This window comes from Variovorax sp. 278MFTsu5.1 (assembly GCF_048305045.1).
Taxonomy (GTDB): domain Bacteria; phylum Pseudomonadota; class Gammaproteobacteria; order Burkholderiales; family Burkholderiaceae_C; genus Variovorax; species Variovorax guangxiensis.
The window spans coordinates 5045090-5057563 of record NZ_CP157622.1 but is presented as its reverse complement, the minus strand read 5'-3'; the positions used below and the strand labels follow the sequence as shown (position 1 = coordinate 5057563).

Here is a 12474-nt window from a genome sequence, read left to right as displayed (position 1 = left end):
AGGTGAAAACCAGCGCCGCGCAGGTGGCGCCGGCTTCGCGGCTATTCGCAGAGCACCCGTATGGAAGGCGGAATCGCCACGGCCCGGATCCCGCCGCCTTCGCGCTTCGCCCCGAAGATGCGCACTTCCTCGCACTCCAGGATCAGCTCGCTCCCGCGCGTCACGCGGTAGGTCTGCACGAAGCTCTTCTCGCGCCACTCGGTGATGCGCACCGCAATCTGCAGCGTGTCGCCGTAGCTCGCGGACTTCACGAAGCGCGTGTGCGTGTCGACCAGCGGCGTGCCGATCACGCCCAGCGTCTCGGTCGTTTCCTCCCAGCGCGGCACGCCGCATTCGGCGAAGAAGTGGCGCGAGGCCGCATCGATCCAGCGGAAGAAGTTCGGAAACCAGACGATGCCGGCGGGGTCGCAGTCGCCGAACTCCACGCGCACGGTGTAGACGACTTCCTTGGTTGCGTTGGTGCTTGTATTGCTCATCAGCCCATTCTCGTCGGCAGCCACAGGGCAATGATGGGGAACGCGATCAGGATCACCAGCCGCACGATGTCGGTCACGATGAACGGCAGCACGCCCTTGAAGATGGTGGTGAAGCTCACGTCCTTCACCACGCTCTTGATGACGAACACGTTCATGCCCACCGGCGGGTGGATCAGGCCGAGCTCGACGGTCATCACGATGATCACGCCGAACCAGATCGGGTCGAAGCCCAGGTGCACGATCACCGGGTAGATGATCGGCACCGTGAGGATGATCATCGCCATCGCGTCCATCAGGCAGCCCAGCACCAGGTACATGAGCATGATGAGCGCGAGCACGCCGTAGCGGCCGATGCCCAGGCCGGTAAGAAACTCGGTGAGCTTCTGCGGGCTCTGCGTGATGGTGAGGAAGTAGCCGAACAGCAGCGCGCCGATCAGCACCGTGAACACCGCCGCCGCCGTGCGCGTGGCCGACAGCAGCGCCTCGCGGATCTTCGGCCCGTCGAGCTTGCGCCGTACCAGCCCGAGGATGAAGGCGCCGCTCGCGCCCACGCCGCCCGCCTCGGTCGGCGTGAAGAAGCCGCCGTAGAGCCCGCCGATCACGAACACGAACAGCACCAGCGGCGCCCACACGTTCTTCAGGTCCTTCAGGCGCTCCGACCAGGGCTTCACCTCGCCGCCAGGCAGCCAGCCCGGCCGCGTCTTCACGATGACCGCGATGGTCAGTACGTACATGGCCATCGCGAGGATGCCCGGCACGATGCCCGCCATGAAGAGCTTGCCGATGTCCTGCTGCGTGAGGATGGCGTACACCGCAAGCACGGTCGATGGAGGCAGGATCGCGCCCAGCGTGCCGCCCGCGGCGATCACGCCGGTGGAGAAAGACTGCGGGTAGTTGAAGCGGCGCATCTCCGGATAGGCCACCGCCGAGAACGTGGCGGCCGTGGCCACCGACGAGCCGCAGATCGCCGCGAAGCCGCCGCATGCCACCACGGTGGCCACGCCCAGGCCGCCACGCAGGTGGCCGATCATCGAGTTGGCGGCCTTGAAGAGCTCGCGGCTCACACCCGAGACCGACACCAGCGCTCCCATCAGCATGAACATCGGGATCACGCCGAAGGTGTAGTCGGTCACGGTGCGCATGGAGGTCTGGCCCACCAGCTTGAGCGCGGGGCCCGGCCCGACGAGGTAGCTGTAGCCCACCACGCCCACCAGGCCCATCGCCATGCCGACCGGCACGCGCAACAACATCAAAGCAAAGAGGGCGACGAAGCCCAACACTGCGACTGCATCGGGGCTCATTCGTCGGCCTTCTGTTCTGCGTGAACTTCTTCGAGTTGTTCGGGATGGAAGATCAGCCTGTAGGTGCGGATGGCGATCAGCAGCACGGCGCACACGTCGCCGGCCCAGGCCACGGCGTAGAACGGCCAGGTCGGGATGTTGAGGTCGTAGGTCTGCACGTTGTCGACATAGGTGCCGCGCACCTTGTCGAACAGCATGATGGTCTGCACCGCCACCACGAAGAGCAGCACCAGCGTGGCGAACACGTCGATGGCGCGCTTCATGCGCGGGCTCGCCGCCGTCCACACCAGGTCCACCGTGATGTGGCCGCCCCGGTAGCTGGTGGCCGCGATGCCCCAGAAGATCAGGATGCCCAGCAGCATTCGGCCGAAGTCGTAGGCGTCCGGGATCGAGGTGTCGAAGAACTTGCGCAGCACCACGGCCACGAAGATGTTGAGCGCGACGATCCCCACGAAGATGGCGGCGAGCCATTCGATCGTGTTGATCGCGCGGTCCATATAGCTGGCGGACCGTGTAGCCATCGCTCAGAGCGCCGATTTGTACTTGGCGAGGCTGGCCTTCAGCGCGTCCATGACGGCCTTCGGATCTTCACCGGCCTTCTTCACGCCCTCTGCCCACTGCGCCTCGGCGGGTGCCGCCGCCTTGCGCCATGCATCCAGCTGATCGGGCGTGAGCTTGTAGATCTCGTGGCCCGACAGTGCCGCCATCTTGGCGTGGCCCGCGAACTCGAAGTCGGCCCACGGTCCGGCCACCTTCTGCGCCCATTCGCTGGTGCAGTGGTCGTCGATCACCTTCTTCTGCGCGGCGGACATGGCGTCGTACTTGCCCTTGTTCATCACCCACACGAAGGGCGTGACGTAAAGCGGCACGTCCATGTGGTACTTCACCACCTTGTCGATGCCGAAGAGGCCGATGGAGCCCCACGGGAAGGTGATGGCGTCGGCCACGCCGCGCTCGAGCATGTCGCGCGACTCGGGCGCCGAGGCCTGCACGTTGGTGCCACCCAGCGAGGTGATGAGCTGGCCCACGGTGCTGGTGGCCGGGCGCACCTTCATGCCCTTGATGTCGCCGGGCACGGTGATCTTCTTGCGCGAATGGAAGGTACCCGGGTCGTGCACGAAGGCGAAGCAGTACTTGACGTCCTTCATCTCCTTGGCCGCGTAGTTGCGGTACCAGGCATCGATGGCGGCGGAGCCTTCCTTGCCGTTGGCGAACAGGAAGGGCAGCGACGCGCCCGCCATCACCGGGAAGCGGCCCGGCTGGTAGCCCGGGTTCACGTACGAGAAGTCGGCGATGCCGTCGCGCGCCATGTCGTAGTGGTCGAATGCCTTGCCCAGCTGCTCCGACGGGAAGAGGATCGCGGTGATGGTGCCGCCCGATTCCTTCTTGATGTCGTCGGCCCACGCCTGCAGCGCGGGGTTGAGCGGGTGCTGCGCGGGCACCCAGCTCGACAGCTTGAGCTGCACCGGCTTGTCCTGCGCCTGCACGGCCGGGGCGATCAGCGCGAGGGCTGCGGTGGCCGCCGCGAGGCTCGTGGCCAGGCGACGGGACGGACGGGATTGGCGATTGGCTTTCATGGTCTCCTTCGTTGTGTTGTGTGTCTCTACGAGTGAATCCGCAATCTAGGCAGCCGCGTGCGCGGGGTAAATGGAGGCTTTCCCGTGCGCCTGCACGGGTGCGGGCCCAGCCTGTTCGGCGTGCGAACGCGGCGCATGTATTTCGACGTGCCTGCGCCCGAGTTCGCCCACGCGCGAGGCACCGAGCAGGGTCATCGTGCGTTCGGTTTCCTGCGCGAGCAGCTGCAGCACCGAGAGCGCGCCCTGTTCGCCGCCGCAGGCCAGGCCGTAGACCGGCGCGCGGCCCACGAGCGCCGCGCTGGCGCCGAGCGCGAGCGCCTTGACGATGTCGCTGCCGCGCCGCATGCCGCTGTCCACCAGCACCGGAATGCGGCCGCCGACCGCATCGAGCATGGCCGGCAGCGCGGCGATGGTGGCCGGCGCGGCATCCAGCTGGCGGCCTCCGTGGTTGGAGACCACGATGCCGTCCGCCCCATGCCGCAGTGCGCGGCGCGCGTCCTCGGCGCCCAGCAGGCCCTTGACCAGCAGCGGCCCATCCCAGAGCCTGCGCAGCCAGCCCAGGCTGTCCCAGGTCAGCGTGCGGTCCATGGCGCGCGAGAGCAGCGCGGCCTGCGTCTGCGCGGAGACCGGTGCGCCGTCGTCTTCATCCGGCAGCAGGTTCGCGAACTGCGGCATGCCGCCGCTGGCCAGCCGCAGCAGCCACGCGGGATGCCGCGCCATGTCGAGCACCGTGCCGGGCGTGAGCCGCATGGGCACGCGGAAACCATGGCGCAGGTCGCGCTCGCGCAGGCCGCTCACGGGAACATCCACCGTAAGCACCAGTGCCTCGAAACCTGCGTTGCGCGCGCGGCGCACGATGCGCTCGGCGATGGCGCGCTCGCCCATCACGTAGAGCTGCATCCACAGCGCGGCATCGGGCGCGGCGTTGCGCACGTCCTCGATGCGGGTGTTCGAGGCGGTGGAAAGAACGAAGGGCACGCCTGCCGCCTGCGCGGCAGCGGCCAGAAGTGCGTCGGCGCGCGGGCGCACCAGACCGGCCAGCCCGATGGGTGCGATGGCGAAGGGTGCGCGCCAGCGGCGGCCGAAGAGTTCGGTGCCGATGTCCACCTTGCTGGTGTCGCGCAGGCATTCGGGAATCAGCGGCAGCGCTTCGAGGGCGTCGCGGTTGCGCTGCATGCAGCGCTCGTCTTCCGCACCGCCGTCGATGTAGTCGAACACCAGCCGCGGCAGCGCGCTGCGGGCGCGGCGCCGGTAGTCTTCCACGTTGAGCAGTTGGGCCATCCTTGCTCAGTCCGCCGCGATCCGGCGTTCGCGGATCAGCGCGCCGAAGCGCTGGAAGTCCGTCGCCGCGCGCTGCTGGAACGCAGCCGGCGAGCCGGGCTGCGGCTCGCCGCCGATCGACGCGATGCGCTCCTGCACGGCCGGCAGCGCGAGCGTGCGGTTGATCTGCGCGTTGAGCTGCGCCACCACTTCGGGCGGCGTTCCGGCCGGAGCGTAGAAGCCGAACACGGTGTCGGCGTCGAAGCCGCGCAGCCCGGCCTCGTCGAGCGTGGGCACGTCGGGAAAGAGCGGCGAGCGCTTCGGGCTGCCCACGGCCAGCAGCCGCAGCTTGCCCGCGCGCACCTGCGTGAGCGCGATGCCGGGGTCGAAGGCGTAGTCGATCTGGCCGGCCAGCAGGTCCTGCAGCGCGGGCGCGGCGCCGCGGTAGGGCACGTGCAGCGCGAACAGGTTGGCCTGCGTCTTGAACATCTCGCCCGCGAGGTGCGGCGAGCTGCCGTTGCCCGGCGAGCCGTACGACAGCTTGCCCGGGTTGGCCTTCACGTACGAGATGAACTCCTTCACGTTCGCCGGCGGCAGCGAGGGCCGCGTGACCAGGAACACCAGCACGCGCGCGGCGGCCGCCACCGGCACCAGGTCCTTCGCGGGGTCGAAGCTCATGCGGGAGTACAGGTGCGGGTTCACCGACACCATGCCGCCAGAGCTCATCAGCAGCGTGTAGCCGTCGGCTGGCGCGCGGGCCACGGCCTCTCCGCCGAGGTTGCCGTTGGCGCCGGCGCGGTTCTCGATCACCACCGGCTGCTTCAGCGACTCCTGCAGCGGCTGCGAGATGGCGCGCGCGATCTGGTCGGCGGCGCCGCCTGCGGGGAAGTTGACGATCACCTTGATCGGCTTGGCGGGCCATGTTGTGTTGGCATGCGCCGGGGCGAGCAGGGCAGCGGCGGCCAGTGCCAGCAGGCATCGTCGCCAGGGAAGGGCGGGGCGGGTCATCGGTCTTGTCTCCTTTTCTTGTATTTCGCAGCGTCCGGTCAGGCCTTGACCGACGGGGGGCGCTTCATCCAGCGGATCGGCTGTGCCTGCACCGGTCGCGGCGCGGCGCCGTGCGCGGCCAGCGTGGCGTCGAGCGCCTTGCCGCCCTCGTCGGCCAGTGCCGCTTCGCGCGCCGCCGCGATGGCCGTGGCGCGCGCGGGGGCGGGCAGCGTGTTGCGGCCGGCGAGTTCGTCGATCACGTGCAGCAGGTTGTGCTTGCCGCGCTCGTTGGTGCTGCCGTAGCCCTTGATGAGCCGTCCGCACAGCGCCAGCTCGTGGCCCAGCGCCCAGGTCTCGCGCGTGCCCGCTTCCAGGGCCTTGAGCCAGCGTTCGATCAGTGCCTGCTCCTGCGCGAAGCGGCTGCCCAGGCGGCGCAGCCAGCGCAGCGAGGCCAGCAGCCGCAGCGAGGCCATGCCCAGCACCGAGTGGCTGCCCACCTTCAGCGGCAGCGCCCAGGGCGCGAGGCCGCGCGACTGGCGGCCCCGGTCCCAGGCCGTGACGCGGCGCGAGAGCGAGGGCGGCAGCAGCGCCGCGAACTCGGCCGCGCCGGGCTTGAAGTGGTCATAGACCTTCACGATGTCTTCCTCGCCGGCGCGGACCTCGCGCCGCACGCGCTGCGCGCGGCTGGCGCGGCCCTTGAGCGCGGCCACCCGCACGATGTCGTCGAAGGCCATCCACAGTGCGAGCCAGCGGGCGGCCTCGCGGGTGATGGCGAAGCCCCGCGCGCCGGCCGGATCGGCGGCGCGTTCGGCGTCGAGCAGGCGGCCCAGCCGCTCGGCGTAGAGCGATGCGTAGGCGGCGTCCTGGTAATCGAGCACTCGGGCATGGCCCAGCGCGAGCATGTCGTGCACGGCCGGCGGAAAGCGCCGCGCCAGGTCGGAGGGCAGGGCCGCGGGCGGCGGCGGCGCGTCGTTGGTGTCGCCGGCCATCACGCTGCTGACGAAGGCGGCCTGCGCGCGCGGGGCGTTCACCGCGTCGAAGGCCGAGGCGAAGCCGCGCAGGCTGGCGGCGGCCATCTTGCCGAGCTTCTCGGGCGCGCTGGTGTCGCCGCCGCGAACGACGCGTTCGTAGGCCTCGCGCGGGAACGGGAACAGCCCGCTGCCCGCGATGGCGCCGAGCATCACCGCGCTGACCACCGTGCCGCTGTCGCGCGCGATGGCGTTCATGTCGAACACATGGTGCTCGCGGCTGAAGGCCTTCACCACGTCGAGCAGGCGCTGCGCGTCGGCGCGGCCGTCGCCGGGCACCATGCGCTCGACGGTGGTGAGGATGCGCGCCGACGAACTGATGACCAGCGTGCGCTGCGGCGCGCTCATGCCGTTGCCGATCTGGCGCGCGGTTTCCAGCAGCTCCGAGGAGACGATGGCATCCAGCGCGCCCGGCACGGGGCTCAGGCTGAACACCGGGCGGCGCCCGCCGAGCTGCGCGAGCGGCACGGGGAACACTTCGATGTAGTAGGTGGTGGCGCCGGTGCGCTGCGCCACGCCGGGAATGGACGTGCTCTGCGCCGCGTAGCCGGCATGGCGCGCGGTGTCGACCAGCCATTCGGTAAGCACGCCGCCGCCTTCGCCGCCGAGGGCGCAGACGAGCAATGTGATGGGGCGGTTCTGTTCCATGGTTTCCTCGCCCCTCATGCCGGTTGCAGTGCGCGAACGAAGGCGCCACGCAGGCCGTGAAGAAGCCGCTCATGCCACTTCGGGTTCTGCACCACCTCGGCCCGGTAAAAGCTCGGGCACAGCGTGGCCGCATGGGCGTTCGCGCCGCACAGGCCGCAGCCCACGCAGCCGTCGATGACGGTGGCGACCGGGTCCACCTTCAGCGGATCGGGGTTGTCGCGCAGCGTGAGCGTGGGGCAGCCCGACAGGCGGATGCAGGCGTGGTCGCCGTTGCACACGTCCTCGTCCACGCCGTACTTCACGCGCACCACGCGCTCGCCCTTCTTCAGCAGGCTTGAGATCCACGGCTTGATGCGGCGCTGCCGCTCCAGCTGGCATTCGCCCTCGGCGATCACCACCTTCAGGCCGTCGAAGTCGCTGGTGAGCGCCTCGGTGAGCGTGCGGCGCATGCGCTCCACGTCGTAGGTGGTCACGGTGCGCATCCACTGCACGCCCAGGCCCTTGAGCGTGGCCTCGATGGTCTGGTTCTTGTCGACCAGGCTCTGCTGCTTGTCCTCGGCGCGTTCCTTGATCTCGTCGTCCGGCGTGGAGATGATGTCCTGCGTGCCGGTGGCCGAGGTGTAGCCGTTCTTGAAGATCAGCAGCACCGCGTCGTCGCCGTTGAAGAGCGCGCTCTGCACGCCGGTGAGCAGGCCGTTGTGCCAGAAGCCGCCGTCGCCCATGATCGACAGGGTGCGCCGGTTCATCATCGGCGCCACGCCCGCGCGGCTCGCGAGGCTCATGCCGTAGCCGAGGATGGAATGGCCCATCGAGAAAGGCTCGAAGGTGCCGAAGGCATGGCAGCCGATGTCGGCGGCCACGTGCACCGGCCCGGTCTCCTGCTGCGCCAGCTTGAGCGCGGAGAACACCGGCCGCTCCGGGCAGCCGACGCAGAAGCTCGGCGGCCGGTTGGGCAGCGGAGAACTCAGACTTCGCGCCACGGCCTCGCGGCGTTCGCGGTTGCCTGCCAGCCAGGCCTGCGCCGAGTGCGAGGCCTCGTCCGGCTCGATGTACTTCGCGACGAACGCGCCGATGCCCGCCGAGAGCACCTCCACGCCGTACTCGCCCGCCGGGGGCAGCATGTCCTTGCCGTGCAGCGGCGTCTGGATGTCGCGCCGGCGCAGCAGCGTGGCGATGTCCTGCTCGATGTACTCGGGCTGGCCTTCTTCCACTACCAGCACCGCGCGCTTGCCTACGCAGAAGTCGGCGACCTGCTCGGGCACCAGCGGGTAGGTCACGTTGAGCACCAGGATCGGGATGTCCGTCTCGCCGAAGGCGTCGGCCAGGCCCTGCTGCTGCAGGCTGCGGATCAGCGCGTTGTAGAGCCCGCCCTGCACCACGATGCCGAGGTCGGCATGGCGCCGCCCGGGCATCAGCTCGTTGAGGCCGTGCTCGGCGATGTAGCTGCGCGCGGCCGGGATGCGCGCATCGCCCTTGAGCTTCTCGTGCCTGAAGGTGACGGGCGGATGCGCGAGGCGCATGTAGTCGAAGCCGGCGGGCTCCTCCATCAGCGAGCGCGTGGAGACGGTGGGCGCGACGTTGTCCTTGCACTCGAAGCTGCCGCGCACGTGGCAGGTGCGGATGCGCAGCTCCATCAGGCAGGGCATGTTCGAGCTTTCCGAGAGGCGGAAGCCTTCCTCGACCATGCGCACCATCACGCCGAGATCGGGCCTCGGGTCGAGCAGGCACATGCTCGACTTGAGCGCGTAGGCATGCGTGCGTTCCTGGATCACGCTGGCGCCTTCGCCGTAGTCCTCGCCCACCACGACGAGCACGCCGCCGGTCACGCCCGGCGACGACAGGTTCGACAGTGCATCCGCCGCCACGTTGGTGCCGACGATCGACTTCCACGTCACCGCGCCGCGCAGCGGGTAGTGGATGGAGGCGCCGAGCATGGCGGCGGCCGAGGCTTCGTTGGAGCAGGCCTCGACGTGCACGCCCAGTTCGTCCATGTAGGCCTTGCCCTGGACCATCACGTCGAGCAGGTGCGACACCGGCGCGCCCTGGTAGCCGCCCACATACGCCACGCCCGACTGCAGCAGGCCCTTGGTGATCGCGAGGATGCCCTCGCCGTGAAAGGTGTCGCCCGCGCCGAGGCGCAGCATTTCCACTTCCTTGCTGAATGAAACTTCCAAGAGATTCGGCTCCGATGTTGAGGGGGTTGTTCGGGATTCGGGGTGAGCCGTGCCCGCACCGCGCTTGTCCTGCGGGTGCCGCACGTCGGGTGATGGCGTCTATCTGGTGGGCGAAGAAGTCGGCTTTGCGGTGGCCCCGGGGAAGCGCGCCACGTAGTAGGCAAGGGTGTCCAGGTCTTCAGGCGACATGCGGCCCACCGCCTCGCTCATGGCCTGCGTGTAGCCCGGGCGCTTGCCCGTGCGGAAGCCCTGCAGGGTCAGCTGCAGGTAGTCCTCGTGCTGCTGCGCGATGCGCGGCACCTGCTGCCCGCCGGCCAGGTCGGCGCCATGGCACAGCAGGCAGCGGTTCTCCTGCGCCAGCGCCTGGCCGCGTGCCATGCGCGCCGCGTCGGGCGGCGTGGCCGGCGGCGGCGCGGGCACGGCGGGCAGGGTGGCGATGAAGTCCGAGAAGCCGCGCAGGTCCTCGTCCTTCATGGTCTTGGCCACCGCGCTCATCGCGGGGTTGTCGCGCCGTCCTTCGCGGAACAGGTAGAGCTGCGTGATGGCGTAGAACGAATGCTGCCCGGCGAGCACCGGCGTGCCCGCCATGTCGCTGCGGCCGTTGGCACCGTGGCACGAGGCGCACAGCTCGGCGTAGCGCTGGGCGTAGACGCTGCCCTTGGTGCCTTGCGCACCGGCCGGCGATGCCGCCGCTGCCACGGTCATTGCCGCCACCGCGCATCGGAAGAGAAGGCTCGCAGGTGTCATCGGCCACCGTAGCTGATGCGGTAGATGGCGCCGGCGTGGTCGTCGCTCACGAGCATGGAGCCGTCCTTCAGCACCAGGAAGTCGACCGGGCGGCCGAGGTAGTTGTTGTTCTCGACGAAGCCGGTCATGAAGGGCTCCACCTTCGCGCCGCCCTTGCCGTCGGGCCAGGCGACGGCGATGTCGGCGTACTTGACGGTGCGGTTCCACGGGCCGTGGCGCGCGATGAACATGGCGCCGCGGTACCTGGCCGGGAACATCTTCCCGTTGTAGAAGGTCAGGCCCAGCGCGGCGGCGTGCGGGCCGAGCAGTGCGGCGGGCTTCTGGTAGTCGCTGCAGCTCTTGCCCCAGCCGAATTCCGAGTCGAGGATGTTGCCCTGGTGGCAGTACGGGTAGCCGAAGTGCTGGTCGGGCCTGGTGACCACGTTCAGCTCGTCGTTGGGCAGGTCTTCGCTGAGCCAGTCGCGGCCGTTGTCGGTGAACCAGAGGTTGCCGGTCTTGGGGTCGAAGTCGAAGCCCACCGTGTTGCGCACGCCGCGCGCCACGGTCTCGATGCCGCTGCCGTCGGGGTTCATGCGGAAGATGCGCGCATGCGCGTCGTCGGGTTCGCACAGGTTGCAGGGCGCGCCCACGGCGTAGTAGAGCTTGCCTTCGTGCATGCGCAGGTAGCGCCAGCTGTGGTCCTGCCCGCCGGGCAGCTTGTCGTTGAGCACCACCGGCGTGCCGGGGTTGTCGAGCTTGTCCTCGATGCCGTCGTAGCGAAGAATCTGCTTGTGCGTGGCGAGGTAGAGCGCGCCCTTGTCGAACTCGATGCCGGTGGCGAACTCGGTCTTGTCGATGATGGTCTTGGGCTTGCGATCGCCCTTCTCGGCGATGGCGTAGACCTTGTTGCCCACGAAGAGCGTGCTCACGAACACCGTGCCCTTGGCGCCCTGGCGCAGCTCGCGCGCGTCGAGCACGCCCGAGGCCCAGGTCTCGACCTTGAAGCCCGGCGGCAGCTTGAACTTGGCCGTGGGTAGCTGGTCGGGCGCTGTCGGAATGGGGAAGGAGGGCACCGGTGCCATGCGCGTGGCCGCCTCGGTCTTCGGCCGGCCCTTGGCCCAGCCAGGCTCTTCGGCCGGCGGCTGTTGTGCGGCGGCGGTGACGGCGGTGCAGAGCAGGGCGGCGAGCGCCGCATGCGCGCGGAACGCGCGGAGTGCACGAATCGGGGCCATGTGTCGTCTCCTTCTTGTCGTGGGGCGCCGGCCGGCGCCTTTCGAGGTGCGATCCGGACAGCGCCCGCCAGTGTGCGTGGCGCCGCCGCCATGCTCAATAAAATGATCGAGCTAAGTAATATGAATGGCATGCATATGGAAGCGCTCGATCTCAACCTGCTGCGGCTCTTCGACGCGGTCTACCGCGAGCGCAACGTGAGCCGCGCGGCCGAGTCCCTGGGCCTCACGCAGCCGGCGGCCAGCCACGGGCTGGGGCGGCTTCGGCTGCTGCTGGCGGACGCACTCTTCACCCGCGCCCCCGGCGGCGTGGCCCCCACGCCGCGCGCCGACCGGCTCGCGGTGGCGGTGCAGGCGGCGCTGAGCACGCTGGAAGAGGCGCTGCACGAGCCCGACCGCTTCGAGCCCCAGGTGTCGCGCAAGACCTTCCGCATCCACATGAGCGACATCGGCGAGGGCCGCTTCCTGCCGGCGCTGATGGCGCGGCTGCGCGAGCTGTCGCCGGGGGTGCGGCTGGAGACCATGCCGCTGGCGCCGGGCGACGTGGCGGCCGGCCTCGACAGCGGCAAGGTCGACTTCGCCTTCGGCTTCCTGCCCGGCGTGAAGGACACCCAGCGCGCCCAGCTGCTGAAGGACCGCTACATCGTGCTGCTGCGCAAGGACCACCCCTTCGTGAAGCGCAGGCGCAGCGGGCAGGCGCTGCTGGAGGCCCTGCAGGAGCTCGACTACGTGGCGGTGCGCACGCACGCCGAGACGCTGCGCATCCTGCAGCTGCTGAACCTGGAAGACCGGCTGCGCCTGACAACGGAGCATTTCATGGTGCTGCCGGCCATCGTGCGCGCGACCGACCTCGCGGTGGTGATGCCGCGCAACATCGCGCGCGGCTTCGCGCAGGAGGGCGGCTACGCCATCGTGGAACCGCCGTTTCCGCTGCGCGACTTCACCGTGTCGCTGCACTGGAGCAAGCGCTTCGAGGCCGATCCGGGCAACCGCTGGCTCAGGCAGGTCATCACGGAGCTCTTCTCCGAGAAACCGTGAGCGGGCCCCGGATCGGGGGCGCGGTTATTC

At 69.4% G+C, this 12474-nt stretch carries 11 protein-coding genes; 1 reads left to right on the top strand and 10 read right to left on the bottom strand.

Annotated elements, in window-relative coordinates; translation table 11 throughout:
• Positions 1-41: 41 nt before the first annotated feature.
• From ABL844_RS23450 to ABL844_RS23405, 10 genes are all read right to left on the bottom strand, one after another.
• Positions 42-476, bottom strand: coding sequence for an acyl-CoA thioesterase (locus tag ABL844_RS23450; protein ID WP_369661293.1), 435 nt, complete (start codon positions 474-476; stop codon positions 42-44).
• On the bottom strand, positions 476-1777 hold the full coding sequence (locus tag ABL844_RS23445; protein ID WP_418117398.1) for a TRAP transporter large permease: 1302 nt from the start codon (positions 1775-1777) through the stop codon (positions 476-478). The genes ABL844_RS23450 and ABL844_RS23445 overlap by 1 nt, the downstream gene beginning before the upstream one ends.
• Positions 1774-2298, bottom strand: coding sequence for a TRAP transporter small permease (locus ABL844_RS23440; RefSeq protein WP_418117397.1), 525 nt, complete (start codon positions 2296-2298; stop codon positions 1774-1776). The genes ABL844_RS23445 and ABL844_RS23440 overlap by 4 nt, the downstream gene beginning before the upstream one ends.
• A 3-nt stretch (positions 2299-2301) precedes the next feature.
• Entirely contained in the window at positions 2302-3354 is a 1053-nt protein-coding gene (locus ABL844_RS23435) for a TRAP transporter substrate-binding protein (protein WP_369661294.1), read from the bottom strand.
• A 45-nt stretch (positions 3355-3399) separates the two neighbouring features.
• Positions 3400-4635, bottom strand: a complete 1236-nt coding sequence (locus ABL844_RS23430) for an alpha-hydroxy acid oxidase (protein WP_418129135.1) — start codon at positions 4633-4635, stop codon at positions 3400-3402.
• Positions 4636-4641: 6 nt separating this feature from the next.
• The gene (locus ABL844_RS23425; RefSeq protein WP_418129134.1) at positions 4642-5622 is read right to left on the bottom strand and encodes a Bug family tripartite tricarboxylate transporter substrate binding protein; all 981 of its coding nucleotides are present in this window, start codon (positions 5620-5622) and stop codon (positions 4642-4644) included.
• 38 nt (positions 5623-5660) lie between these two features.
• Positions 5661-7277 carry an indolepyruvate oxidoreductase subunit beta family protein gene (locus ABL844_RS23420; protein WP_418129133.1) on the bottom strand — a complete coding sequence of 539 codons (1617 nt, stop codon included), beginning with the start codon at positions 7275-7277 and terminating at the stop codon, positions 5661-5663.
• Positions 7278-7291: 14 nt separating this feature from the next.
• Positions 7292-9451: a thiamine pyrophosphate-dependent enzyme gene (locus tag ABL844_RS23415; protein ID WP_418129132.1), complete on the bottom strand. Its 2160-nt coding sequence runs from the start codon at positions 9449-9451 to the stop codon at positions 7292-7294.
• Positions 9452-9550: 99 nt separating this feature from the next.
• Positions 9551-10156, bottom strand: a complete 606-nt coding sequence (locus ABL844_RS23410) for a c-type cytochrome (protein WP_184641521.1) — start codon at positions 10154-10156, stop codon at positions 9551-9553.
• 38 nt (positions 10157-10194) lie between these two features.
• A complete protein-coding gene (locus ABL844_RS23405) occupies positions 10195-11409 on the bottom strand; it encodes a PQQ-dependent sugar dehydrogenase (RefSeq protein WP_418129131.1) in 1215 nt (404 codons plus the stop codon).
• Between the two features lie 120 nt (positions 11410-11529).
• Between ABL844_RS23405 and ABL844_RS23400 the strand changes: the two genes are divergently transcribed.
• On the top strand, positions 11530-12444 hold the full coding sequence (locus ABL844_RS23400; RefSeq protein ID WP_418129129.1) for a LysR family transcriptional regulator: 915 nt from the start codon (positions 11530-11532) through the stop codon (positions 12442-12444).
• Positions 12445-12474 lie beyond the last annotated feature (30 nt).